General features: G+C 73.7%; 21 protein-coding genes. 18 read left to right on the forward strand and 3 right to left on the reverse strand.

The features are described from left to right. Nucleotides 1-174: 174 nt before the first annotated feature. Together ADK60_RS28370 and thiD are read left to right on the forward strand one after the other, a co-directional pair. A complete protein-coding gene (locus ADK60_RS28370) occupies nt 175-1,200 on the forward strand; it encodes an ATP-dependent 6-phosphofructokinase (protein WP_045941248.1) in 1,026 nt (341 codons plus the stop codon). A 50-nt stretch (nt 1,201-1,250) separates the two neighbouring features. Next, nucleotides 1,251-2,048 carry a bifunctional hydroxymethylpyrimidine kinase/phosphomethylpyrimidine kinase gene (gene thiD, locus ADK60_RS28375; RefSeq protein ID WP_053649719.1) on the forward strand — a complete coding sequence of 266 codons (798 nt, stop codon included), beginning with the start codon at nt 1,251-1,253 and terminating at the stop codon, nt 2,046-2,048. Nucleotides 2,049-2,184: 136 nt separating this feature from the next. Here thiD and rpmB read toward each other — a convergent pair whose 3' ends face one another. Continuing rightward, nucleotides 2,185-2,370 (reverse strand): 50S ribosomal protein L28, encoded by a 186-nt coding sequence (gene rpmB, locus ADK60_RS42410; RefSeq protein WP_073813963.1) that lies wholly within the window; start codon nt 2,368-2,370, stop codon nt 2,185-2,187. 283 nt (nt 2,371-2,653) lie between these two features. Here rpmB and ADK60_RS28380 point away from each other — a divergent pair, with 283 nt between their 5' ends. From ADK60_RS28380 to mutM, 10 genes are all read left to right on the forward strand, one after another. Continuing rightward, nucleotides 2,654-4,285, forward strand: a complete 1,632-nt coding sequence (locus tag ADK60_RS28380) for a DAK2 domain-containing protein (RefSeq protein WP_053649721.1) — start codon at nt 2,654-2,656, stop codon at nt 4,283-4,285. A 97-nt stretch (nt 4,286-4,382) separates the two neighbouring features. After that, nucleotides 4,383-6,617, forward strand: a complete 2,235-nt coding sequence (gene recG / locus ADK60_RS28385) for an ATP-dependent DNA helicase RecG (protein WP_045941251.1) — start codon at nt 4,383-4,385, stop codon at nt 6,615-6,617. Between the two features lie 138 nt (nt 6,618-6,755). Beyond that, nucleotides 6,756-7,289, forward strand: a complete 534-nt coding sequence (locus ADK60_RS28390; RefSeq protein WP_045941252.1) for a hypothetical protein — start codon at nt 6,756-6,758, stop codon at nt 7,287-7,289. Nucleotides 7,290-7,403: 114 nt separating this feature from the next. Next, nucleotides 7,404-7,988 carry a 16S rRNA (guanine(966)-N(2))-methyltransferase RsmD gene (gene rsmD, locus ADK60_RS28395; protein ID WP_045941253.1) on the forward strand — a complete coding sequence of 195 codons (585 nt, stop codon included), beginning with the start codon at nt 7,404-7,406 and terminating at the stop codon, nt 7,986-7,988. 52 nt (nt 7,989-8,040) lie between these two features. Further along, on the forward strand, nt 8,041-8,532 hold the full coding sequence (gene coaD / locus ADK60_RS28400; protein WP_045941254.1) for a pantetheine-phosphate adenylyltransferase: 492 nt from the start codon (nt 8,041-8,043) through the stop codon (nt 8,530-8,532). A 225-nt stretch (nt 8,533-8,757) separates the two neighbouring features. Further along, nucleotides 8,758-9,951 (forward strand): hypothetical protein, encoded by a 1,194-nt coding sequence (locus ADK60_RS28405; RefSeq protein ID WP_053649723.1) that lies wholly within the window; start codon nt 8,758-8,760, stop codon nt 9,949-9,951. A 172-nt stretch (nt 9,952-10,123) separates the two neighbouring features. Beyond that, nucleotides 10,124-10,768 (forward strand): YceD family protein, encoded by a 645-nt coding sequence (locus tag ADK60_RS28410; protein ID WP_030396718.1) that lies wholly within the window; start codon nt 10,124-10,126, stop codon nt 10,766-10,768. Between the two features lie 2 nt (nt 10,769-10,770). Further along, a complete protein-coding gene (rpmF, locus tag ADK60_RS28415) occupies nt 10,771-10,944 on the forward strand; it encodes a 50S ribosomal protein L32 (RefSeq protein WP_030056747.1) in 174 nt (57 codons plus the stop codon). Between the two features lie 20 nt (nt 10,945-10,964). Beyond that, the gene (rnc, locus tag ADK60_RS28420) at nt 10,965-11,753 is read left to right on the forward strand and encodes a ribonuclease III (RefSeq protein ID WP_063783283.1); all 789 of its coding nucleotides are present in this window, start codon (nt 10,965-10,967) and stop codon (nt 11,751-11,753) included. A 57-nt stretch (nt 11,754-11,810) separates the two neighbouring features. Next, nucleotides 11,811-12,704, forward strand: a complete 894-nt coding sequence (gene mutM, locus ADK60_RS28425; protein ID WP_053649725.1) for a bifunctional DNA-formamidopyrimidine glycosylase/DNA-(apurinic or apyrimidinic site) lyase — start codon at nt 11,811-11,813, stop codon at nt 12,702-12,704. 36 nt (nt 12,705-12,740) lie between these two features. On the opposite strand, the gene ADK60_RS28430 is transcribed toward mutM, so the two are convergent. Then, nucleotides 12,741-13,664: a DMT family protein gene (locus ADK60_RS28430; protein ID WP_053649727.1), complete on the reverse strand. Its 924-nt coding sequence runs from the start codon at nt 13,662-13,664 to the stop codon at nt 12,741-12,743. 310 nt (nt 13,665-13,974) lie between these two features. On the opposite strand from ADK60_RS28430, the gene ADK60_RS28435 reads away from it, so the two are divergent. The 5 genes from ADK60_RS28435 to ftsY all read left to right on the forward strand — a co-directional run bounded on the left by ADK60_RS28435 (nt 13,975) and on the right by ftsY (nt 21,497). Next, the gene (locus tag ADK60_RS28435) at nt 13,975-15,327 is read left to right on the forward strand and encodes a hypothetical protein (RefSeq protein WP_053649729.1); all 1,353 of its coding nucleotides are present in this window, start codon (nt 13,975-13,977) and stop codon (nt 15,325-15,327) included. Nucleotides 15,328-15,448: 121 nt separating this feature from the next. Continuing rightward, complete coding sequence (locus ADK60_RS28440; protein WP_045941263.1) at nt 15,449-15,748, forward strand: acylphosphatase; 300 nt, start codon at nt 15,449-15,451, stop codon at nt 15,746-15,748. Nucleotides 15,749-16,161: 413 nt separating this feature from the next. Beyond that, nucleotides 16,162-16,365, forward strand: a complete 204-nt coding sequence (locus ADK60_RS28445) for a hypothetical protein (protein ID WP_030396724.1) — start codon at nt 16,162-16,164, stop codon at nt 16,363-16,365. A gap of 196 nt (nt 16,366-16,561) precedes the next feature. After that, nucleotides 16,562-20,173 carry a chromosome segregation protein SMC gene (smc, locus tag ADK60_RS28450; protein WP_053649731.1) on the forward strand — a complete coding sequence of 1,204 codons (3,612 nt, stop codon included), beginning with the start codon at nt 16,562-16,564 and terminating at the stop codon, nt 20,171-20,173. Nucleotides 20,174-20,294: 121 nt separating this feature from the next. Then, entirely contained in the window at nt 20,295-21,497 is a 1,203-nt protein-coding gene (ftsY, locus tag ADK60_RS28455; RefSeq protein WP_045941266.1) for a signal recognition particle-docking protein FtsY, read from the forward strand. A 128-nt stretch (nt 21,498-21,625) separates the two neighbouring features. Here the strand turns inward: ftsY and ADK60_RS28460 are convergent, their stop codons facing one another. Continuing rightward, the gene (locus ADK60_RS28460) at nt 21,626-22,297 is read right to left on the reverse strand and encodes a bifunctional DNA primase/polymerase (RefSeq protein WP_045941267.1); all 672 of its coding nucleotides are present in this window, start codon (nt 22,295-22,297) and stop codon (nt 21,626-21,628) included. Between the two features lie 576 nt (nt 22,298-22,873). On the opposite strand from ADK60_RS28460, the gene nsdA reads away from it, so the two are divergent. Next, nucleotides 22,874-24,328, forward strand: coding sequence for a transcriptional repressor NsdA (gene nsdA / locus ADK60_RS28465; protein ID WP_030396728.1), 1,455 nt, complete (start codon nt 22,874-22,876; stop codon nt 24,326-24,328). The last annotated feature ends 250 nt before the right edge of the window (nt 24,329-24,578 follow it).

Here is a 24,578-nt window from a genome sequence, read left to right on the forward strand (position 1 = left end):
ACGACGGGGGTCGGGCGAGGGCGTACGAGGGGGCGCGCGACGCTCCCGGGCGCTCGCGCGAACCGGTCCCCGGCGGGGTGTGTGCGTAGGCTTGAGCCACAGCCCGGCCACCCGTCCTCGATGAGTGGTCTGGACCACTGTGGTCTGAACCACTTGGAGCGGGGAGGCGTCGGCATGCGCATCGGAGTCCTGACCAGCGGCGGCGACTGCCCCGGCCTGAACGCGGTGATCCGCTCCGTGGTGCACCGCGGCACCGATGTGCACGGCGACGAGATCATCGGCATCGAGGACGGCTTCCTCGGACTGATCGAGGGCCGCGCCCGCCCGGTCTCGCACGACGACGTCACCGGCCTGCTCACCCTCGGCGGCACCGTCCTCGGCTCGGCCCGGGTGCAGCGCGAGCGGATCGCCTGGGCGGTGGAGAACGCCAAGACCCTCGCCCGGGACATCGGCATCGACGCGCTGATCGCGATCGGCGGCGAGGGCACCCTCACCGCCGCCCGGCTGTTCAGCGAGGCCGGACTGCCGGTGGTCGGCGTCCCGAAGACCATCGACAACGACATCGACGCCACCGACGTCACCTTCGGCTTCGACACCGCCGTGCACGTCGCGACCGAGGCGATCGACCGGCTCAAGACCACCGCCGAATCGCACCAGCGGGTGATGGTCGTCGAGCTGATGGGACGCCACACCGGCTGGATCACCCTCACCGCCGGCATGGCGGGCGGTGCGCACGGAATCCTGATCCCCGAGAAGCCGTTCGACATCGAAGGCGTGGCCCGGATGGTCGAGGACCGCTTCGGCCGGGGCAAGAAGTTCGCCATCATCGCGGTCGCCGAGGGGGCCTCCCCGATGCCCGGCACCATGCGCTTCGACCACGGCGAGGTCGACCGGTTCGGGCACCGCACCTTCGGCGGGATCGGCAACCGCCTCGCCCACGAGCTGGAGAACCTGCTCGGCAAGGAGGCCCGCCCGGTCATCCTCGGCCACGTCCAGCGCGGCGGCACCCCGACCGCCCGCGACCGCGTCCTCGCCACCCGCTTCGGCTGGCACGCCGTGGAGGCCGTCCACCAGGGCGCCTTCGGCCACTTCACCGCGCTGCGCCGGAGCGACATCCGGCTGGTGCCGATCGCCGACGCGGTGACCCGGCTCAAGACCGTTCCCGAGGACCGCTGGGCGGAGTCGGAGGCCGTGCTCTGACCGCGTAGGCGGAGTCGGAGGCCGTGCTCTGACCGCGTAGGTTGGGGGCCATGTCCTCCACCGCACCCCCTCGCGTGCTCACCGTCGCCGGCTCCGACTCCGGCGGCGGCGCCGGCATCCAGGCCGACCTCAAGGCGATGCTCGCCCTCGGCGTCCACGGCATGAGCGTCGTCACCGCCGTCACCGCGCAGAACTCGCTCGGCGTCCAGGGCTACTGGGAGCTCCCGGCCGAGGCCGTCCGGGCCCAGTTCCGCAGTGTGGTCGACGACATCGGCGTCCAGGCCGTGAAGACCGGCATGCTCGCCTCGATCGAGCTGGTCGAGACCGTCTCCGAACTGCTGACCGGCGTCGGCGCCCCGGTCGTGGTGGACCCGGTGGGCGTCTCCAAGCACGGCGACGCGCTGCTCGCCGCCGAGGCCGTCGCCACCGTCCGGGAGCGGCTGCTGCCGGTCGCCACCCTCGCCACACCCAACCTGCACGAGGTGACGCAGCTCACCGGCCGGACGGTCGAGGCCGAGGGCGAGATGCTGGACGCCGCCAAGGCGCTGCTCGACCTCGGGCCGCGCTGGGTGCTGGTCAAGGGCGGGCACCTGGCCGGAGAAGCGGCCGACCTGCTGTACGGGGGCGCGGGGGAGGAGTACTGGTACCGGGCTCCGCGCTACGACAACCGGCACACCCACGGCACCGGCTGCACCCTGGCCAGCGCGATCGCCTCGGGCCTGGCCAAGGGCGAGGAGCTGCCGGCGGCGGTGGCCTCGGCCAAGGAGTACATCACCGGCGCGATCGCCGGCGGCTTCGCGCTCGGCGCCGGCATCGGCCCGGTGGACCACGCCTGGCGGTGGCGCTAGACACTGCCCCCGGACATGTCTGTGGGCGGGCCCGAGGGCCCGCCCACAACAGGTCGGTCGGATACCGGAACAACAGAAAGCCGGTTCATCCGGGGATGAACCGACTCACTGGAGGACCGGCATACCGGTCTGCGCGTCAGCGCGAGACCTTACCGGCCTTGATGCACGAGGTGCAGACGTTGAGCCGCTTCGGCGTCCGCCCAACCACAGCGCGCACCGTCTGGATGTTGGGGTTCCAGCGACGGGGGGTACGGCGGTGCGAGTGGGAGATGCTGTTGCCGAAGCCCGGCCCCTTGCCGCAGACGTCGCAGTTGGCAGCCACAGGAGTCACTCCAAGACTTCAGATCATTTACGTGAGACAACCCGCCGGACCAGCGGAGCACTCACGTGAACCGAACCGGACCAAGGGGAGAGCCCGGAATTGTTCCAGGCAACCGGAAGAGCATACAACGCTTGCTTCCGTTCGACGAAACTACCATGACCGGCAGGGTGATCGCTCCGGCCGCCGTGTCCGCCGCCGCCGTCCGGGCCCCGATAACCTGCCCGTACCACCCCTCGCCGTTCACCCTCAGGCCATCACGGCGTCCCACTCCGGAGGAGACCTGGTGCTGCACACGCTCGACGCCCCGGCCGTGCGCAGCTGGTGCCAACTGGCGCTGCGGGCGCTCGGCCAGGCCCGCGAGGAGATCGACGCACTCAACGTCTACCCCGTCCCGGACGGCGACACCGGCACCAATCTGTACCTGACCGTGGAGTCGGCCGCCGCCGCCGTCGAGAGCCGCTTCGCCGACCCGGGCGCCGGTCCGGTGCCCGGCCTGGCCGAGACCGTCCGGGCGATGGCCCGCGGCGCGCTCGTCGGCGCCCGCGGCAACTCCGGGGTGATCCTCGCCCAGTGGCTGCGCGGCACCGCCGAGACCCTCGCCGGGGGCGGCGGCGCCGACCAGTTGCGGGCCGCCCTCCAGCGGGCCGCCGACTCCGCCTACCAGGCGGTCGCCGAACCGGTCGAGGGCACCCTGCTGACCGTCGCCCGGATCGCCGCCGGGGAGGCCGCCCGGGCCGGCGACGGTCTCGGCCAGGTCGCCGAGGCCGCCCACCGGGCCGCCAGGGAGGCCCTGCGGCACACCCCCGAGCAGCTTCCCGTGCTGGCCGAGAACGGCGTGGTGGACGCCGGCGGCCGGGGTCTGGTCGCCGTCCTCGGGGCGCTCGCCGACGCGGTCGCCGGTCACCAGCCGATGGGCCCGGTCGCGCTGCGCGACGACCTGCGGCCGGTGGAGAGCTGCCGGCTCCATGTGCGCCCGCCCGGGCCCGGCCACCCCGCCTTCGAGGTGATCTACCTGCTGGACGCGCCCGACGAGGCGCTGCCCGCGCTGCGCGAACGGCTCGCCGGGCTCGGGGACTCGCTGGTGGTCGGCGGCGGCGACGGCCTGTGGAACGTGCACGTCCACGTGGACGACGCGGGCGCCGCCGTCGAGGCCGGGGTCGGGGCCGGGCGCCCGCACCAGATCCGGATCACCCATTTCGCCGAGGCCGCCGCCCGCTCCGGCGCCGCCGCCGGCCGGGACGAGCCCGAGCGGCGGGCCCGCGCGGTGCTCTCGGTGGTCTCCGGCGCGGGCCTCGCCGAACTCTGCGAACAGGCCGGCGCGGTCGTGCTGCACGCCGAGCCCGGCCGTCCGCCGGCCAGCGCCGAACTCACCGCCGCCGTGCGCCGGGCCGCCGCCCGCGAGGTGGTGCTGCTGCTCAACGACCCCGAGCTGCGGGCCGCCGCCGGGGCCGCCGCCGACCAGCTGCGCGAGGAGGGGGTGCGGATCGCGGTGCTGCCCACCCGCTCGCCGGTCCAGGGGCTGGCCGCGCTCGCGGTGCACGAGGGGGGCCGGCGCTTCGACGAGGACGTGGTCGCGATGACCTCGGCGGCCGGTGCCACCCGGTACGCCGAACTGGCCGTCGCCGAGGGCGAGTCCTGGACCATGGCCGGGGTCTGCCAGGCCGGCGACGTGCTGGGGCTGATCGACGGGGACGTCGCGGTGATCGGCGCCGGGCTGGCCGAGGTCGGCGCGAGCGTGCTGGACCGGATGCTCGGCGGCGGCGGCGAACTGGTCACCCTGATCCTCGGCGAGGGCGCCCCCGAGGGCCTCGCCGAACAACTGGCCGCCCACGCCCGGCACAGCCGCCCGGAGGTGGACGCGGTGGTCTTCCACGGCGGCCAGGAGTCGGCGCCGCTGCTCATCGGCGTCGAGTGAGTCGGGTGAGCCGCGCGGGTCGGGTGAGCCACGAGGGTCGGGTGACCGGGCCGGGGACGGGCCGCACTGTCGGTCCGGTGGTGTAGACAGGGGCCTGATGGGCGCTCTCGATGAACCACTGACCAAGCTCGTCGGCGACCGGACCGCCAAGGTGCTCGCCGACAGTCTCAAGCTGCGCACGGTCGGGGACCTGCTGCACCACTATCCGCGCCGCTACGTCGAGCGGGGCCAGCTCACCAGTCTGGACGAGCTGGAGGTCGACGAGCACGTCACCGTGCTGGCCCGGATCGACAAGGTCACCCTGATCCCGTTCCGCGGCCGCAAGGGCGACCGGCTGGAGGTGGTGGTCACCGACGGCCGCAGCCGCCTCACGCTGGTCTTCTTCAACCAGGGCTGGCGGCAGAAGGAGCTGCGACCGGGCACCCAGGGCCTGTTCGCGGGCAAGGTCGGGGTGTTCAACCGGGCCCGCCAGCTGGCCTCCCCCGACTACCAGCTGCTCGACGACACGGACGGCGACGGCGCCGCCGCCCGGTTCGCCGGCCGGCTGATCCCGGTCTACCCGGCCAGCGCCCAGATGCCCAGCTGGAAGCTCGCGCTCTGCGTGGAGACGGCGCTCACCAAGCACGTGTCCGACGTCGGCGAGCCGCTGCCCGCCGAACTCCGCGACCGGCACGGCCTGATCGCGCTGCCCGAGGCGCTCGAACTGATCCACCGCCCGCGGAGCCAGGCCGACCGCGAGCGCGCCCAGGACCGGCTCCGCTGGGACGAGGCCTTCGTCCTCCAGGTCGCCCTCGCCCGGCGCCGGGCCGCCGACTCCGCCCTGCCCGCCAAGCCGCGCGCGGCCCGCCCCGGCGGCCTGCTGGACGCCTTCGACGCCCGGCTGCCGTTCACCCTCACCGAGGGCCAGCAGAAGGTCTCCGCCGAGATCGCCGCCGACCTGGCGAGCGAGCACCCCATGCACCGGCTGCTCCAGGGCGAGGTCGGTTCCGGGAAGACCCTGGTGGCGCTGCGGGCCATGCTGGCCGTGGTCGACGCGGGCGGGCAGGCGGTGCTGCTCGCGCCCACCGAGGTGCTGGCCCAGCAGCACCACCGGTCGATCGTCGAGATGATGGGCGACCTCGCCGAGGGCGGCCTGCTCGGCGGCTCCGACCTGGGCACCCGGGTGGCGCTGCTCACCGGGTCGATGGGCGTGCCGGCCCGGCGGCAGGTGCTGCTCGACATGGCCTGCGGGGACGCCGGCATCGCGATCGGCACCCATGCCCTGATCGAGGACAAGGTGCAGTTCCAGGACCTCGGCCTGGTCGTGGTCGACGAGCAGCACCGGTTCGGCGTCGAGCAGCGGGACGCGCTGCGGGCCAAGGGCGAGCAGCCGCCGCACCTGCTGGTGATGACGGCCACCCCGATCCCGCGCACGGTCGCGATGACCGTCTTCGGGGACTTGGAGACCTCGGTCCTGGACCAGCTGCCGGCCGGGCGCTCGCCCATCTCCACCCATGTGGTGCCGGCCGTGGAGAAGCCGAACTTCCTGACCCGGGCCTGGGAGCGGGTCCGCGAGGAGGTGGCCAAGGGCCACCAGGCGTACGTGGTCTGCCCCCGGATCGGCGACGAGGAGCCGGAGCCGGCGAAGGGCGCGAAGCGCAAGCGGCGGCCGGCGGAGGACCTCGAGGAGCTGCTCGACGACGCGCCGGACGAGGGCGCGGCGGCCGACGGCGACCGGCGGCCCCCGCTGTCCGTGGTGGAGACCACCGCGAAGCTGGTGGCGGGCCCGCTGGCCGGGCTGCGGGTGGAGATCCTGCACGGCCGCCTGGCGCCGGAGGCCAAGGACGAGGTGATGCGCCGGTTCGCCGCCGGCGAGGTGGACGTCCTGGTCGCCACGACGGTGATCGAGGTCGGGGTGAACGTGCCGAACTCCACCGCGATGGTGATCATGGACGCGGACCGGTTCGGCGTCTCCCAGCTGCACCAGCTGCGCGGCCGGGTCGGCCGCGGCTCCGCCCCCGGGCTCTGCCTGCTGGTCACCGACATGCCGGCGGCCAGTCCCGCCCGGGCCCGGCTGGACGCGGTGGCGGACACCCTGGACGGCTTCCGGCTGTCCCGGATCGACCTCGAACAGCGTCGCGAGGGCGATGTGCTGGGCCAGGCGCAGTCCGGGGTGAAGTCCTCGCTCAAGGTGCTCTCGGTGCTGGAGGACGAGGAGGTCATCGTGACCGCCCGGGCCGAGGCCACCCGGCTGGTCGCCGAGGACCCGGACCTCACCGCCCATCCGGACCTGCGCACGGCCCTGGCCAGCCTGCTGGACGAGGACCGCGCGGCCTACATGGAGAAGGGCTGACCGGCTCGGGGAAGGGCTGACCGGCCCGCCCGCCGGGCCTTCGGCCGGGCCCGATTGTCAGACCCCCGGGAGAGAATGAAGGTGTTCGGGGCGCACCCCCAAGGTGCGTTCCCGACACGACACTTGGGGGTTTAGCCAATGGCATTCCGTCATCTCAACGAGCTCCCGCTGGGCGACAAGGTCTTCCGGATCGAACTCGCCAGCGACGACGACCGCGAGGTCACCCTCACCCTGGCCGGCTGGCGCGAGGGGGCCGCCGCCACCCCGCTCGCCTCCGGCAAGCTGCGGCTCCCGGTCGAGGACGTCGCCTCGCTGCGGATCGCGCTCAACCGCGCGCTCCGGGCCCTGGCGATCGTCGCCGACGTCTCCGAGCCCATCCCCGACCGCGACGTGCTGCGCGAGCTCTACCCCGGCCACGGCGCCCCCTGGGTGCCGCAGCACGAGGAGGAGCTGGTCCGGCGCTTCCACGAGAACGAGACCGTCGCCCGGATCGCCGCCCGCTTCGGCCGCACGCCCGACTCCGTCCGCACCAAGCTCCGCGAGCTCGGCCACGACCCGCGCCGTCCCGAGTACTGCCCGCCCGACGGCTGCCTGTCCTGGTCCCGTTACGCCTCGCCGTCGCTGCTCGGCGCGGCCGCCCCGGACCGGGCGGCCGGCTCCGAGGCGAGCTGACCCGACCGGGGGGAGTACCGGAGGGGCGTCCCGTGCGGGCGCCCCTTCGGCGTGAGCGGAGGGCGGTGATCGGGATAGCGTGGTCGGGCAGCGACGAAAGGACCCTCCACCACCATGACCCGCGTGATCGCCGGGGCGGCCGGCGGCCGCCGACTGGCCGTACCGCCCGGCCGGGGCACCCGACCGACCTCCGACAAGGCCCGCGAGGCGATGTTCTCCACCCTGGAGGCGCTGCGCGGCACCCTGCACGGTGCCCGGATGCTGGACCTGTTCGGCGGATCGGGCGCGGTCGGCCTGGAGGCGCTCTCGCGCGGGGCGGCGCACGTGCTGCTGGTCGAGGCGGACGCCCAGGCGGCCCGGGTGATCCGGGAGAACGTCCGGACGGTCGGCCTGCCGGGCGCGCTGGTGCAGGCGGCCAGGGCCGAGAAGGTCGTCGCCGGGCCCGCCCCGGAGGAGCCGTACGACCTGGTCTTCCTCGATCCGCCCTACGTGGTGACCGACGACGAGGTCCGGGAGATGCTGATCACACTGTCGGCCGGGGGCTGGCTCGCGGAGGACGTACTCGTCACCGTGGAGCGCAGCACCCGCGGTGGTGCGTTCGGCTGGCCGGAGGGTTTCGAGGAGCTGCGCTCCCGTCGCTACGGCGAGGGCACGCTCTGGTACGGTCGCGCCGCCGACGAGACCCGCGACCACCCCTAGCGGGCCCGGGGCCCGCAGCATTCACGTCACCCCACGAGGGAGCACACACGCCATGCGCCGCGCCGTCTGCCCCGGGTCCTTCGACCCGATCACCAACGGTCACCTCGACATCATCGAGCGGGCCTCGAAGCTGTACGACGTGGTGCACGTCGCGGTGATGATCAACCGCAGCAAGCAGGGCATGTTCAGCGTCGAGGAGCGGATCGCGCTGATCGAGGAGACCACCGCCCAGTACGGGAACGTGGTGGTCGAGTCGCACCTCGGCCTGCTGGTGGACTTCTGCCGGGAGCGGGACATCCCGGCCATCATCAAGGGCCTGCGCGCGGTCAGCGACTTCGACTACGAGCTGCAGATGGCCCAGATGAACCACGGCCTGACCGGCGTCGAGACGCTCTTCGTGCCGACCTCGCCGACGTACAGCTTCCTCTCCTCGACCCTGGTGAAGGAGGTCGCCTCCTACGGCGGCGACGTCTCGCACCTGCTGCCGGAGACCGCGCACCGCCGGCTGGTCGAGCGGATCGCCGAGCGGCGCGCCCAGCAGTAGGGAGCGGTCCGGAGAGGACGGGCGGTGACCGGACGACGGTGACCGCCCGTCCGTTTCTGCCGGTTCGTCACGGTATGCCCAGCAGGTGGTGGGGCGGCCCGGTCCGGGCGTTGTGAGCTCGCCCGGCGCTGGCCGTACAGTCTGTATTCCTGCCCTGCGGTGACGTCCACCGCGCCGGGCGCTGCCTCCGCCGGACCTCGGCGGCACACGGAAAGACGAATCCCCGTGGACGTGCAGAACAAGGTCGACGAGATCGTGGCGGCCGTCGAGAACGCCCGCTCGATGCCCATGTCGGCCTCCTGCGTGGTGAACCGTGCCGAGCTGATCAGCCTGCTCCAGGACCTCAGGTCGGCCCTGCCGGCGGAGCTGGCCCAGGCCCGGTCGGTGGTGGCCGACCACGACTCGATGGTCGCCGGCGCCCACGCCGAGGCCGATCGGATCATCCAGGGCGCGCACGCCGAGCGCGGTTCGCTGATCTCCGACACCGAGGTGGTCCGGCGCGCCCAGGCCGAGGCCGACCGGATCCTCGCCGAGGCCCGCGCCGAGGTCGACACCAAGCGCACCGAGGCCGACGACTACGTGGACAGCAAGCTGGCCAACTTCGAGGTCGTGCTCACCAAGACACTCGGCGCGGTCGGCCGCGGCCGCACCAAGCTGCGCGGCGACGGCAGCGTCTTCGAGGTCGAGTACGAGGCCGAGACCGACGGCGAGGAGTTCCGGCCGCAGCGGATCAGCCCGAGCCCCGAGGTCGACGAGTACGTCGACGTGAAGCTCGCCACTCTGGAGAACGTGCTCAGCGCGACCCTGGAGGCGGTCGGCAAGGGCCGCGACAAGCTGCTCGGCAAGCGGCCGATCGACGAGCTGGGCGCCTACCTGGCCGCCGCCGACGAGGCGCAGCAGGCCAAGGAGCGCGCCGAGGCGGTCGCGGCCGGCTTCGCCGGGGACTCGGAGGGCAACGAGCTGGCCTGGTACCGCGAGGAGGTGCCGCAGCAGCAGACCTGGCCGGAGCAGACCCCGGCCGCGGCCGGCTGGCAGGCGCCCGGCGCGGACCAGTACGCGGTGGCCCAGCAGGGCGGCGCCCAGTACGCCGAGGTGTACGGCGGCGGCTTCGACCCGGCCACCGGCCAGGGCACGGACCCGTACGGCGGCCAGTGGGGCCACCAGGGCCAGGAGGCCGGCGGGTACCAGCAGCAGCACCAGGGCTACCCCGACGGCCAGCAGGCCGGCTACGGCTACCCGGCCCAGCAGCAGGGCTACGAGCAGCAGCAGTACGGCGGGGGCGGCTACGACTACCCGCAGCAGCCGGCCAACCCGCCGGCGCCGGTGCCGCAGCAGAACCAGGCCGGACTGGACGAGACCAGCTTCTTCGACACCAGCATGATCGACATGACCCGGCTGCGGGAGCTCGGCGGCCGGTAGCACGGCTGCGCTCCTCGCTCCCGGCCCCGCGGCCGGGAGCGAAGTTGGGCCTGACGGGAGACTCGGGTAGTCTGACCACTCCGGCCTCTCCGTGTCGGGCCGCAGGTCTGCCCGCGAACCGCCCGACGAGCAGCGCCGCGCAATCGGATCCCCCTCAGGAAGTCAGGACATCTTGAACCGCCTCGACCACCGCGACCCCCTCGTGTTCGACACGCACGAGCTGGGCCGTCGTCCGGGTGCGCTGCGCAAGGTGTCCCGCACCCTGGAGGCCCCCGAGGGCCTGGGGATCATCGATGTGATCGGCGTTCCGGAGAAGAGCGAGATCGAGCTGGAGCTCCGCCTGGAGTCCGTGGTCGAGGGCGTGCTGGTCACCGGCACCGCCGGGACCGTGGTCGAGGGCGAGTGCGTCCGGTGCCTGGAGCCCGTCGAGTTCGACCTCGACGTGGACTTCCAGGAGCTGTACTACTACCCGGAGTCCGACGAGCGCCACCGCGCCCGGACCTCCGGGGCCGAGGACCTCGACGAGGACTCGGAAGACGAGACTTACCGCCTGGAGGGCGATTTCTTCGACCTCCAGCCGGTGCTGCGTGACGCGGTGGTGCTCGCACTGCCGCTGCAGCCGGTGTGCCAGGAAGACTGCCTGGGCCTGTGCTCCGAATGCGGGGCGCGCCTGAGCGACGACCCGGCGCACCACCACGATGCCGCCGACCCCCGGTGGGCGGCTCTGCAGGGACTCTCCGCCGCCCCCGGCGACGAGGGTGACGGAACCAAGAACAGCGGTACCCGTGAGGGTCTCGCCGAGAACCAGGAGAAGTAGCCGTGGCTGTTCCGAAGCGGAAGATGTCGCGCAGCAACACGCGCCACCGCCGTTCCAACTGGAAGGCCGTTGTCCCGGCCCTCGTGGCGTGCGACCGCTGCCACGAGCCGAAGCTGGGCCACATCGCGTGCCCCAGCTGCGGCACGTACAACCGTCGCCAGGTCCTCTCGGTCTGATCGGCGGGGTGTACGGATCGATGTCGGACGGTAACTCTTCCCGCAAGGCGACCAGCGCACCGAAGACCCCTTCGGGCGGTGGTAGGGCCGGCGGGCCGGCTTCGACCGAATACGACGTCCTGGAAGGGCGCCTCGGGTACACGCTCGAGCGCGCCCTTCTGGTGCGTGCCCTGACCCACCGCTCGTACGCGTACGAGAACGGTGGCCTGCCCACCAACGAGCGCCTGGAGTTCCTCGGCGACTCGGTGCTGGGCCTGGTGGTGACCGACACCCTCTACCGCGTCCACCCGGACGTCCCCGAGGGCACGCTCGCCAAGCTTCGCGCCGCGGTGGTCAATTCGCGCGCGCTCGCCGATGTCGGCCGGGGTCTGGACCTCGGTGTGTTCATCCGGCTCGGCAAGGGCGAGGAGGGCACCGGCGGCCGCGACAAGTCGTCGATCCTCGCCGACACGGTCGAGGCGGTCATCGGCGCGGTCTACCTGGACCAGGGCCTGGACGCCGCCACCGAGTTCGTCCACCGCCTGTTCGACCCGCTGATCGAGGAGTCCTCTCAGCTGGGCGCGGGCCTGGACTGGAAGACCAGCCTCCAGGAGCTCACCGCCTCGGTGGGCATCGGAGTGCCCGAGTACGTGGTCGAGGAGTCCGGTCCGGACCACGAGAAGACTTTCACCGCGGCGGCCCGGGTGGCCGGCGAGGACTTCGGCAGCGGTGTCGGCCGCTCGAAGAAGGAAGCCGAGCAGAAGGCCGCCGAGAGCGCCTGGCGCGCGATCAAGGAGAAGCACGCGGACCGGCTGCCGAGCGGCGCCTGAGCACGCAGTAGCCTTCCTCCTGCAGAGCCGAGTCCGTTCCGCAGGAGGCGTGTTCCCGTGCCCGAACTTCCCGAGGTCGAGGTCGTCCGCCGAGGTCTGGCGAACTGGGTCGCCGGGCGGACGGTAGCCGGTGTCGACGTCCTGCACCCGCGCGCGGTCCGCCGTCAGCCGGCCGGTGCGGCGGACTTCGCGGCCCGGCTCACCGGCGCCACGTTGGGCGCCGCGCAGCGCCGCGGCAAGTACCTCTGGGTGCCGCTGGCCGGCCCGGGGAGGCCGGAGGCCGGGGGAGGCTTCTCGATGATCGGCCACCTCGGTATGAGCGGCCAACTGCTCGTCCAGGACCCGACCGTGCCGGACGAGAAGCACCTGCGGGTCCGGCTGCGGTTCACCGACGGCGGGCGCGAGCTGCGCTTCGTCGACCAGCGGACCTTCGGCGGGCTGGCGGTCGAGGAGGCCGAGGACGGCGACCCCGAGGGCACCCCGGTCTCCATCGCGCACATCGCCCGCGACCCGCTCGACGCCCGGTTCGACGACGCCGTCTTCGTCGCGGCGCTGCGCGCCCGGCGCACCACGGTCAAGCGGGCGCTGCTGGACCAGACGCTGATCAGCGGGGTCGGCAACATCTACGCCGACGAGGCGCTGTGGCGCTCCCGGCTGCACTACGACCGGCCGTCCGCGACGCTCACCCGGCCGCAGGCGGCGCTGCTGCTGGCGAACGCCCGCGAGGTCATGACGGCGGCGCTGGCGGTCGGCGGCACCAGCTTCGACAGCCTGTACGTCAATGTGAACGGCGAGAGCGGCTACTTCTCCCGGGACCTGGACGCCTACGGCCGGGAGGACGAGCCCTGCCGCCGCTGCGGCACCGCGATCCGGCGGGCCGCCTGGATGAACCGGTCCAGCTACTTCTGCCCCCGCTGCCAGCGCGTTCCGCGGGTGCGCGAAGGGGGCTGAAGGGGCGGCGGGGCGATGGCGCCGCCGCCCCCGGTGTCAGCGCTCGGCGAGTTCGGGCCGGACCGGTTCGCCGTCGGGGAGGCCGCCGTGGGTGTCCTGGCCGAAGTAGGCGACACCGACCGCCGCGACCACCGCCAGCGCGAAGCCGGCCACGCCGAGCCAGCCCAGCCCGGCCTTGGAGGAGTCGCCGAGCCACAGCACGCCGACCGCGCCCGGCAGCACCGTCTCACCGACCACCAGGGCGGCCGTGGCGCCGTTCACCGAGCCGATCTGCAGGGCCACGGTGTGCACGTACATGCCGCCGATGCCGCCGACCAGGATCGCGTACAGCGCCGGGTCGGAGAGCAGGCTGCCGAGGTCGAAGGGCTCGACGCCGTTCAGGATCCGCACGCCGACGCCGAGTGCACCGAAGCCGAGGCCGGAGAGCAGACCGGCGACGATCGCGCCGTTGGCTCCCATCCGGCGCACCAGCAGGCCGCCGCCCACCAGCAGCACGGTGGTGATCACCAGCAGCCACCAGTGGAAGGACATCTCGGCGTGGTGCCCGCCCTCCGGTCCGGCCGAGACGGCGAGCAGGACGAGCGCCGAGCAGAGCACGCCGATCGAGGCCCACTCCAACTGCTTGAGCCGGATTCCGAGCAGCTTGATCGACAGCACCGCGGTGATCACCAGGTTGGCGCTGATGATGGTCTGGGAGAGGAACAGCGGCAGCAGCCGGGCGGCCAGCGCGCCGAGTCCGAAGCCGATGAAGTCCAGCACCGTGCCGAGGATGAACTCCCAGGTCACGGCGGCCTTGGCGGTGGAGGAGAGGCTCGGCCCGCCGTGCGCGGTGGTGCCGGTGGAGTCGCCGCCCTTGGCGGCCTCCTCGCGGGCGGAGCGCCGGGATCCCACGGCCTGGAGGACCGAACCGGTGCCGTAGCAGGCGGAGGCCGCCACAGCGGTGACGAGGCCGATGATCACACGTGCTCCGATCAGGAGGGATGGGGCAGGACGGTCGGGAGGTGGCTGTGGGGTGACCGTTCGGCCACCACTATGCCTGGTCGCGCGGCACGGTCGGGACGCCCCGGGACGGGCTCCGCGCCCGCCGGGACACGCCGGTGGTACGACCGGGCCGGTGGCCGGGTTCCCGCTCGGATCACGGTCCGGGGCGGCCGGAGTAAAGATCATCCCGTGGAAGGGGACCCACCCCGGCGGACGGTGGGGGTGCCGGTCCGCCCCGTACCCGGCCGGTATGCCCGGTCGGGGGACCGGTCGCGGTAGCGTCGGTGGCATGAGAACCCTTGCTCGACGACGTTCCCGGGGCGCCGGGCCGCTGGCCCTGGTGGCGGCGCTGCTCGGGCTGCTGCTCCTGCTGGCGCCGACCGCCTCGGCGGCGGGCGGGCTCGACGACGCGGCCGCCGCGCTCAAGCAGGGCCGGGTGTACGTCGACCCGGCGATGGCGGGCCGGTTCAGCCAGGGCCAGGCCGACGCGCTGACCGAGAAGATCCGCAAGGCGGACAAGCCGATCTTCGTGGCGGTGGTTCCGGCGGCCGACCCCTACGGAGCCTCGACCGTCTTCGACGATCTGCGCACCAAGGTCGGCATCACCGGTACCTACGCGATCTGGCGCGGCGACCAGTTCCAGGCCCGCTCGGACAAGGGTGCGCTGCCCAGCGCGAGCGCCCAGCGGATCGCCGGCGCGTCCTTCCGCGCACACCCCGGTGACATCGACGCCACCCTCAACGACTTCGTGGACACCGCCGCCCCGCAGGTCAAGGGGCACGGTGTGAACAGCACGGCGGGTGGAGCATCGGCGGCCGCGATCGCCGTCCCGCTGGCCCTGCTGGCGCTGGCCGGCACCGGGGTGTTCCTGCTGTTCCGCCGGTCCAAGCGGCGCAAGGAGGATCAGCGCCGGGCCGAACTGGCCCAGGTCCGCCGGGTGGTGGACGAGGACATCACCGCCTACGGCGAGGAGCTGGACCGGCTGGACTTCGTCCCCTCCGCGCCGGACGCCGACGATGTGCAGCGCGGCGACTACACCCACGCCCTGGACTCCTACGAGCGGGCCAAGCGGCTGATGGACGAGGCCAAGGGGCCGGAGGACGTCAAGCCGGTCGCCGAGGCGCTGGAGGACGGCCGGTTCGCGCTGGCCACCCTGGCCGCCCGGCGGGACGGGCACCCGCTGCCCGAGCGGCGTCCCCCCTGCTTCTTCGACCCCCGGCACGGCCCGTCGGTGAAGGACGCCGACTGGGCCCCGGCGGGCGGCGCCGCCCGCGCCGTCCCGGTCTGCCGGGCCGACGCGGACCGGCTGGCGGCCGGGCAGGACCCGGACATCCGGACCGTGCCGACCGAGCACGGCCCGCAGCCGTACTGGAACGCGGGCCCGGCGTACGGCCCCTGGGCCGGCGGCTACTTCGGCGGCTTCGGCGGCGGCGGTCTGCTGCCGGGCCTGCTGGTCGGCACCATGCTCGGCTCGATGATGGCCACCCCGGCGTACGCGTACGGCCCGGCGGACGCCGGCGCCGGTTACGAGGGCGGGGACCAGTCCGGTGCCGACTTCGACTCCTCCGACTTCGGCGGTGGCTTCGACGGCGGCGGTGGCGGGGACTTCGGTGGCGGCGGGGACTTCGGCGGGGGCTTCTGACCCGGCCGCCCCGCCCTGCCCGATCCCGCCGCCCCGGCCGGTCCCACGACCGGCCGGGGCGGCGTCGTCGTACCGGCTGCTCCGTGACGCGGGCCGCCGTCGCGGCGGATAGGGTCGGGGCATGCACGGTCGCGACGCCCACAGTGACGAGCCGGTCCGCGTCACCGCCTGGGTACGCGGCAAGGTGCAGCAGGTCGGCTTCCGCTGGTGGACCAGGGCGCGGGCGCTGGAGATCGGACTGACCGGCTACGCGAGCAACCTCGGCGACGGCCGGGTGCAAGTGGTGGCCGAGGGGCTCGCCCCGGAGTGCGAGCAGCTGCTCACGCTGCTCAGGGGCCCGGACACGCCCGGCCGGGTCAGCGGGGTGACCGAGATCTGGACCGCCGTCGGGCCCGGGTACGGGACCTTCGAGATCCGCTGAGAACCCCCGTCGGCGAGGGCCCGGGCCGGTCGATCGAAAACGATCGTCAACCGGCGGTGTCGTACGGTTGCCATCCGGGCAGACTCGTGGTTGACTCCGCATCGAACGATGATCCACGAGCATGTGGTGGACCCCCCTTCGTAGCCGCCGGGCGTGACGACACCGCCAGGCAGGTGACAGGGGCGCGGTAGCGTGCGGTGATCGTGTTGACCCGTACCGTCTTTGGTGAGACGCTGGAAACCCGCGCACACGACCGCGTTATTCCGGTAGGTGCATGCCCCCGTGAGCCCAGCTCACGGTGGTTGTGCCGTAGTGCCCAGCCAGCACTGCCGGTGCACGCCGCGCGTGCGTCCCCCTTCCCCCTAGACCGTTACCGTTCCGGTTCGGTCACTCAGCGTGGAGGACCATTCATCATGGCAAAGGCGCTTCTCGGGTACGTCGGCGGCCCCGACCCGCGAATGCTCTCCGAGATGCGACGGCTGCAGCAGCGCGTCCAGGATCTCGAAGCCGAGCTCATCAGGATGCAGGCTGTGAACGACGCACTCACCGCTGTCGCCGACGAGCACTCGTTGCTCAACAGCATCGATCTGGATCAGCGGGAGCCGGCTCTCACCTGAGTTCCGCCCGATCCCCGATCGACGCCGCTGTGCACTGAGCCGCCCCGAAAGGGACGCAGCTTGCGAGGGACGCCCCGTGTGGCGTCCCTTCGTCGTGTCCGGCCGCGATCGCCGCAGGTCCCGGCGGGGCGGGCGGATACAGTCGCCGCAGGGCCCCGGCCAGGGCCCGGCGAGCGAGGGGCGAGGAGAGCGGCGCGTGCACCTGAAGAGTCTGACGCTGCGCGGGTTCAAGTCCTTCGCCTCCGCCACCACCCTGCGCTTCGAGCTCGGCATCACCTGCGTGGTCGGGCCGAACGGCTCCGGCAAGTCCAACGTCGTCGACGCGCTCTCCTGGGTGATGGGCGAGCAGGGCGCCAAGTCGCTGCGCGGCGGCAAGATGGAGGACGTCATCTTCGCCGGTACCAGCGGGCGCGCCCCGCTCGGCCGGGCCGAGGTCAGCCTCACCATCGACAACACCGACGGCGCCCTGCCGATCGAGTACGCCGAAGTGACCATCACCCGGACGATGTTCCGCAACGGCGGCAGCGAGTACGCGCTCAACGGCGACACCTGCCGGCTGCTGGACATCCAGGAACTGCTCTCCGACTCCGGCATCGGCCGCGAGATGCACGTCATCGTCGGGCAGGGCCGGCTCGACTCCGTCCTGCAGGCCGACCCGATGGGCCGGCGCGCCTTCATCGAGGAGGCGGCCGGCGTCCTCAAGCACCGCAAGCGCAAGGAGAAGGCGCTGCGGAAGCTCGACGCGATGCAGGTCAACCTCAACCGGGTCCAGGACCTGGTGGCCGAACTCCGGCGCCAGCTCGGCCCGCTCGGCCGACAGGCCCGGATCGCCCGCCGGGCCGCCGGGATCCAGGCCGACCTGCGGGACGCCAGGCTGCGGCTGCTCGCCGACGACCTGCTCGCCCTGCGCCGGGCCGTCGAGGCGGAGATCGCCGACGAACTGGCCCTGCGGCTGCGCCGTTCCACCGTCGAGCAGGAACTCGGCCGGGCGATCCAGCGCGAGGCCGTGCTGGAGGCGCAGGTCCAGCAGCTCGGCCCCGGCCTGGAGGCGGCCCGGCAGACCTGGTACCGGCTCTCCGCCCTCGCCGAACGCACCCGCGGCACCGTCGGACTGGCCGGGGCCAAGGCCCGGCACGCGGCCGCCGACGGGCAGTCCGAGGAGCGGCGCGGCCGGGACCCGGAGGAGCTGGAGCGCGAGGCCGAGCGGGTCAGGGAGGAGGAGGCCGCGCTGGCCGAGGCCCTGGAACAGGCCCAGGAGGCGCTGGACGAGGCGATCGACACGAAGGCCGGACTGGAGCGCGCCCTCGCCGCCGAGGAACGCCGGCTCAAGGACGCCGCCCGGGCCATCGCCGACCGCCGCGAGGGGCTGGCCCGGCTCCAGGGGCAGGCCGCCGCCGCCCGCTCCAAGGCCGCCGCCGCCGAGGCCGAGATCGGCCGGCTCGCCGAGGCCCGGGACGAGGCGCTGCAACGCGCCGGGGCGGCCCGGGAGGAGTACGAGGAACTGAAGGCCAGGGTGGACGCCGAGGCCGAGGACGGCGAACGGGCCGACACCGCGCACGAGGACGCCAGGGCACTGCTCGCCGCCGTCGAACGGGAGCTCACCGCGGCCCGCGAGGCGGCGGCCGTCGCCGAGCGCGAGCGGGCCGCGCTGACCGCCCGGCACGACGCGCTCGCGCTCGGCCTGCGCCGCAAGGACGGCAGCGGCGCGCTGCTCGCCGCCGGGGACCGGCTCACCGGACTGCTCGGGTCGGCCGCCGGACTGCTGAGGATCACCCCGGGCCACGAGACCGCCGTCGCGGCCGCCCTCGGCGCCGCCGCCGACGCGGTGGCCGTCGACTCGCCCGGCGCCGCCGCCGAGGCGCTGCGGCTGCTGCGCGAGCAGGACGCCGGCCGGGCCGCACTGCTGGTCGCCGGTGCCCCCCGCCCCGAGGCCCCGGCGGGGGAGTTGCCGCCGGGCGCCCGCTGGGCCGTGGAACTGGTCGACGGGCCGCCCGCGCTGCTGCCCGCCGTCGGCCGGCTGCTGGCCGGGATCGCCGTGGTGGACACGCTCGACCGGGCGCTCCGGCTGGTCGCCGCGGACCCCGGGCTGAGCGCCGTCACCGCCGAGGGCGACCGGCTCGGCGCCGCCTTCGCCCACGGTGGCTCCGGCGCCGCGCCGAGTCTGCTGGAGACCCGGGCGGCGGTGGACGAGGCCGCCCGGACGATCGCCGAACTCGACGTCCGCTGCGCCGAGTCGGCCGAACGGCTGGCCGAACTCACCGAGCAGCGCCGAGAGTCGGCCGCCGCCGTGGAGCAACTCGCCGTCCGGCGGCGGCAGCTGGAACGCGAGCGGGCCGAGGTGGCCGGCACCCTCGGCCGGCTCGGCGGACAGTCCAGGGCCGCCGCCGGCGAGGCCGAACGGCTGACCGCCGCCGCCGGCCGCGCCGAGGAGGGTCTGGACCGGCTGCTCACCACCGCCGAGGAGCTGGCCGAACGGCTGGCGGTGGCGGAGGAGACGGCCGCCGACGGCGAGGACGAGCCGGACGCCGCCGAGCAGCAGCGGCTGGCCGGGGCCGCCACCTCGGCCCGGGCGACCGAACTGGAGGCCCGGCTCGCGGTGCGCACCCACGAGGAGCGGGTCCGCGCCCTGGCCGGGCGGGCCGACCAGTTGGACCGGGCCGCCCGCGCCGAGCGCGAGGCACGGGCCCGGGCCGCCGAACGCCGCCGGCGGGCCGAGCAGGACGCCGCCGTCGCCGTCGCGGTCGCCGAGGGCGCCCGGCAGTTGCTCGCCTGCCTGGAGGTGTCGCTGGCCCGCGCGGACGCCGAACGGGCCGCGATCGAGCAGGCCAGGGCGGCCCGCGAGGCGGAGCTGTGGGAGCACCGCGAGCACGGCCGCGAACTCAAGGACGAGCTGGACAAGTTGGTCGACGCCGGGCACCGCGACGAGGTGCTGCGGGCGGAGAAGCGGCTGCGGATCGAGCAGTTGGAGGGCCGCGCGCTGGAGGAGTTCGGCATCGAGGGCGGCGAACTGCTGGACTCCTACGGCCCCGACCGGCCGGTCCCGCCCTCGACCCCGGAGGAGGGGCAGGAGCCGGGGGAGCCCCGTCCGTACGTCCGGGCCGAGCAGGAGAAGCGGCTGCGCGCGGCCGAGCGGGCGTACCAGCAGCTGGGCAAGGTCAACCCGCTGGCGCTGGAGGAGTTCTCCGCCCTGGAGGAGCGCCACCGGTTCCTCGGCGAGCAGCTGGACGACCTCAAGCGCGGGCGGCGCGACCTGCTCGACATCGTCAAGGACGTCGACCAGCGGGTCGAGCAGCTGTTCACCTCCGCGTACCACGACACTGCCGCGCAGTTCGAGGGTGTGTTCTCGCGGCTGTTCCCGGGCGGCGAGGGACGGCTGGTGCTGACCGACCCGGACTCCATGCTCACCACCGGGGTCGAGGTGGAGGCCCGCCCGCCCGGCAAGAAGGTCAAGCGGCTCTCCCTGCTCTCCGGCGGGGAGCGCTCGCTCACCGCGGTGGCGCTGCTGGTCTCGATCTTCAAGGCCAGGCCCAGCCCGTTCTACGTGATGGACGAGGTCGAGGCGGCGCTGGACGAGACCAACCTGCGCCGGCTGATCGGGATCATGGAGGAGCTGCGGGAGAGTTCGCAGCTCATCGTGATCACCCACCAGAAGCTGACCATGGAGTCCGCCGACGCGCTGTACGGGGTGACCATGAAGGGCGACGGCATCTCGCAGGTGATCAGCCAGCGGCTGCGGGACGACCGGAAGGAGCGGCGGACCCGGCCCGTGCCCGCTCCGGCGGCGGAGTCGGCGGCGGTCCCGTCCTGAGCCGGCGGTGATCGGGCGGTGATCGGGCGGCGGTCCGGCGGCGGTCCGTTCCCGATCCGTTCCTGATCCGGTCCGCCGCCTGCGGTCCGCGCGGACCGGCGTCACGGATACTGGGGGGGTTATGGAATACGTGATTCTTGCCGTAGTCATCGCGGTGGTCGCCATCGGCGCGATCGCCGGACTCGTCGTTTCCGGCAGACGACGCCAGCAGCTGCCCCCGAAGTCGCAGGCGCCGGTCATCACGGCGCCCCCGACCCCGCGCGAGCCCGCCGTCGGCGAGGAGGCCGCGCCGCCCACCGAGGAACCGCGCCGCACCGTCGAGGAGGTGGAGCTCCCGGCCGCCCCCGAGGAGGAGGCGGCGGCGCCCGCCGAACCGGCGGCCCCCTCCCTCGAGGTCCCCGAGCCCACCGCCGGCCGCCTGGTCCGGCTGCGCTCGCGGCTCTCCCGCTCGCAGAACTCGCTGGGCAAGGGGCTGCTCTCGCTGCTCTCCCGCGAGCACCTCGACGAGGACACCTGGGAGGAGATCGAGGACACCCTGCTGACCGCCGACGTCGGCGTGGCCCCCACCCAGGAGCTGGTCGAGCGGCTGCGCACCCGGGTCAAGGTGCTCGGCACCCGCACCCCGGACGAGCTGCGCGCCCTGCTGCGCGAGGAACTGGTCGAGCTGATCGGCAAGGACGCCGACCGGACCGTCCGCTCCACCAAGCACGAGGAGGGCCCCGCGGTCGTCCTCGTGGTCGGCGTCAACGGCGTCGGCAAGACCACCACCACCGGCAAGCTGGCCCGGGTGCTGGTCGCCGACGGCCGCAGCGTGGTGCTCGGCGCGGCCGACACCTTCCGTGCCGCCGCCGCCGACCAGCTGCAGACCTGGGGCGAGCGCGTCGGCGCCCGCACGGTGCGCGGCCCCGAGGGCGGCGACCCGGCCTCGGTCGCCTTCGACGCGGTCAAGGAGGGCATCGCCGAGGGTGTGGACACCGTGCTGGTGGACACCGCCGGGCGACTGCACACCAAGACCGGCCTGATGGACGAGCTGGGCAAGGTCAAGCGGGTCGTCGAGAAGCACGGCCCGGTGGACGAGGTGCTGCTGGTGCTGGACGCCACCACCGGTCAGAACGGGCTGGTCCAGGCCCGGGTCTTCGCCGAGGTGGTCGACATCACCGGCATCGTGCTGACCAAGCTGGACGGCACCGCCAAGGGCGGCATCGTGATCGCGGTCCAGCGGGAGCTGGGCGTGCCGGTCAAGCTGATCGGTCTGGGCGAGGGCGCCGACGACCTGGCGCCGTTCGAGCCGGGTGCGTTCGTGGACGCGCTGATCGGGGACTGAGGACCGCCGGTCCACCGATGAAGGGTCCGCTCCCGTGGGGGCGGGCCCTTCGGCGTTCCCGGACCGGGGCGGCGGGGCCGAGGGCCTGCCGCCCCTTCGCCCCGGAGGCGAGCGGGCGAAAACGCAGCTCAGGCGATCCAGGCCGGTTCGGGGGTGCGCTCCCGGCCGCGGTGGCAGGCGTAGGCGAGGGTGCCCAGCAGCAGCCGGGCCTCGGGCGGGCAGCCCGCGTTGTCCCGGGTCGGCCGGCGCAGCCAGCGGACCGGGCCGAGGCCGGCCAGCACGGTGGGCGGCGCGGCGACGAAGCTGCCCTCGCCGTGGCAGGCGAGGTCGAGCGCGGCGTCGTCCCAGCCCATCCGGTAGAGCAGGTCCGGCAGCCGTCGCGCAGTACCGGCCGCGACCAGGAACTGCAGCCGCCCGGTGGGTGCGGCGAGCACCGGTCCGACCTGGGTGCCCATCCGCTCCAGCCGGACCAGCGCCTGGAGGCCGGCCTGCTCGGGGACGTCCAGGACGTCGAAGGCGCGGCCGGTGGGGAACAGTACCGAGGCGTCCGGTCCGGGGCCGGCGGCCGGGCCGGTTCCGGGGACGGGGTGCAGACCGGGGGCGGCGCAGCGCGGGGTGCCGCAGTGGCAGCGCTCCGGGGTGCCGGCGGCGCGGGCCGACTCGCCGACGACGACGGCCCAGCCCCACCGGCCGGTGTACTCCGCGGCCGCCTGGCTCGTGGTGACGCGGGTGCGACGGCGCGCGCCCAGCGGTGCCAGCCGCAGGCTCCCCAGTCGAAGTTCGCCGAACAGGTTGTCCATGCCTCCCCCAACAGGTTCTGGTTGCCGATGGTTACGGGACGGTGACTTTGTGTTGATTGTCCGTTGCGTGGTGCGTTGTGCGGTGACGGCGCGCAGCGCCCGGTGTGCGCCAGTTGCGGTGATGTGCCTCGGGCGCCGCCTTGTGGCGGGCGGTACGGATGCCGGATCGTCTTGTGCGCGGGGCGGCCGGTGATCGGTGCGGGTGGCGAAATCCCCTGTGGCGGTGGCGGTTCGCCCGAAGGGCCGGATATCCGTGGGGACTTGGCGGCCCGCATATGCCGGACCGTCGGGACTTCCTAGTGAACCGTCTGTCGACAGCCTTCGGTTCACTCCTGGGGGTGGCGAAAGGTGGCGTTTCGCCAGGGCCGCTCCCCGGCGCAGTACGCGGGGCGTTACGTTCAGCACACGGACCTCGTCAGGAGGCCGCTCCGGGCCCTGGGGAGCCGGGAGTTGGGGAACTGACGGTTCGTCTGCGACGGCAGCGCCGCAGTTCGGCAACGGCACGGCTGGCAAGAGCCCGCAACCGTCGGGCGGTCACGATCGGGGCCCCGCGGGGGCCGGGCGGGATGGGGACCCATGGCAGAGAAGCAACCCAACGAGAAGCTGACCACGTGGTTCGCCCGCAGCGGCTGGTCCAAGGGGGAGTTGGCCCGCCAGGTCAACCGCCGGGCCAGGCAGATCGGTGCCCACCACGTCTCCACCGACACCTCGCGGGTGCGCCGCTGGCTGGACGGCGAGCAGCCCAGGGAACCCATCCCCAAGATCATGTCGGAGCTGTTCTCCGAGCGGTTCGGCTCGGTGGTCTCGATCGAGGACCTCGGCCTGCGCGCCGCCGTTCCGGTCTCCACCGTGGGCGGCGGCGTCGACCTGCCGTGGAGCGCCCCGCAGACCGTCCAGTTGATCAGTGACTACTCCCGCAGCGACCTCATGCTCAACCGGCGCGGCTTCCTGGGCACCTCGCTCGCGCTGACCGCCGGCGCCGCCCTGATCGAGCCGATGCAGCGCTGGCTGGCCCCCGGCCCGAACGGCGCCCCCACGCCGATCCTGGCCGCGGCCAACGGCGGCGAGCCGTTCACCGGCCGGCTCTCCGAGCCCGAGCTGGAACTGCTGGAGCAGACCACGGTCATGTTCCGCCAGTGGGACGCGCAGAACGGCGGCGGCCTGCGCCGCAAGGCCGTGGTCGGCCAGTTGCACGAGGTCACCGACCTGCTCCAGGAGACCTACCCGGAGCAGACCACCCGGCGGCTGTTCCGGCTCACCGCCGAGCTCGCCCACCTGGCGGGCTGGATGTCCTACGACGTCGGCATGCACCCGAGCGCGCAGAAGTACTACGTGCTGGCGCTGCACGCCGCCAAGGAGGCCGGGGACCGCCCGTTCGGCGCCCTGATCCTCACCGACATGAGCCGGCAGATGATCCACCTCAACCGGGGCGAGGACGCGCTGGAGCTGATCCACCTCGCCCAGTACGGCAGCCGGGACACCGCCACCCCGCGCCAGCAGTCCCTGCTGTACGCGATGGAGGCGCGCGCCTACGCCACCATCGGCGAGGTGAACCGGTGCGCCCGGGCGGTCCGGCTGGCCGAGGACACCTTCACCGACATCCGCGAGGGCGACGCCGACCCGGACTGGCTGAAGTTCTTCTCGCCGGCCGAGCTGAACGCCGAGAACGCGCACTCCTTCCGCGACCTCGCCTACCACTCCGACAACGGTGCGCTCTACGCCTCGATGTCCGCGCCGGTGATGGAGCGCGCGGTCGACCTGTTCCGGCAGGACGGCGACCACGTCCGCTCGTACGCCTTCAACCTGGTCGGCATGGCCAGCGTGCACCTGCTCCAGAACGAGCCGGAGCAGGCGGCGGTCTTCGCCGAGCAGGCGGTGGACATCGCCACCAAGGTCCGTTCCGAGCGGCTCAACTCCCGGGTGCGCAAGACCACCGAGGCCGCCTCGTCCCGCTACCGGGGCGTGGACGCGGTCAGCCGGCTCAAGGAGCGGGTGGTGCAGGACATCCCGGAGTACGTCTCGGTGGTCTGAGCCGCCCCGATCCGGCCCCGCCCTCGCCCCCGGTCCGGCCTCGATCCGGCGCCGACCCGCCGACCGTGCCGTCCGCCGACGGCACGGTCGGTGTCGTTCGGTGCCGTTCCGTGCCGTCCGGTGCTGTTCCCTGCCGTCCCGTTCCGTGCCGCTCCGGGCACACCCCGTGCGGGGCGGCCGTACGGTAACCCCTCCGGCCCCGTGACACGGCCGGGGTTCACGCGGGTGTAACCCCGCCGTCGCCCTCGTC

It is taken from the genome of Streptomyces sp. XY431 (assembly GCF_001279805.1).
Classification (GTDB): Bacteria; Actinomycetota; Actinomycetes; order Streptomycetales; family Streptomycetaceae; genus Kitasatospora; species Kitasatospora purpeofusca.

Coding starts and splice junctions, on each gene's coding strand:
- ADK60_RS28440 (WP_045941263.1), top strand. CDS start 15,449: ATGCACGGTCGCGACGCCCACAGTGACGAGCCGGTCCGCGTCACCGCC.
- ADK60_RS28460 (WP_045941267.1), bottom strand. CDS start 22,297: ATGGACAACCTGTTCGGCGAACTTCGACTGGGGAGCCTGCGGCTGGCA.
- ADK60_RS28435 (WP_053649729.1), top strand. CDS start 13,975: ATGAGAACCCTTGCTCGACGACGTTCCCGGGGCGCCGGGCCGCTGGCC.
- ftsY (WP_045941266.1), top strand. CDS start 20,295: ATGGAATACGTGATTCTTGCCGTAGTCATCGCGGTGGTCGCCATCGGC.
- rsmD (WP_045941253.1), top strand. CDS start 7,404: ATGACCCGCGTGATCGCCGGGGCGGCCGGCGGCCGCCGACTGGCCGTA.
- nsdA (WP_030396728.1), top strand. CDS start 22,874: ATGGCAGAGAAGCAACCCAACGAGAAGCTGACCACGTGGTTCGCCCGC.
- ADK60_RS28370 (WP_045941248.1), top strand. CDS start 175: ATGCGCATCGGAGTCCTGACCAGCGGCGGCGACTGCCCCGGCCTGAAC.
- recG (WP_045941251.1), top strand. CDS start 4,383: ATGGGCGCTCTCGATGAACCACTGACCAAGCTCGTCGGCGACCGGACC.
- ADK60_RS28390 (WP_045941252.1), top strand. CDS start 6,756: ATGGCATTCCGTCATCTCAACGAGCTCCCGCTGGGCGACAAGGTCTTC.
- coaD (WP_045941254.1), top strand. CDS start 8,041: ATGCGCCGCGCCGTCTGCCCCGGGTCCTTCGACCCGATCACCAACGGT.
- ADK60_RS28445 (WP_030396724.1), top strand. CDS start 16,162: ATGGCAAAGGCGCTTCTCGGGTACGTCGGCGGCCCCGACCCGCGAATG.
- rnc (WP_063783283.1), top strand. CDS start 10,965: ATGTCGGACGGTAACTCTTCCCGCAAGGCGACCAGCGCACCGAAGACC.
- thiD (WP_053649719.1), top strand. CDS start 1,251: ATGTCCTCCACCGCACCCCCTCGCGTGCTCACCGTCGCCGGCTCCGAC.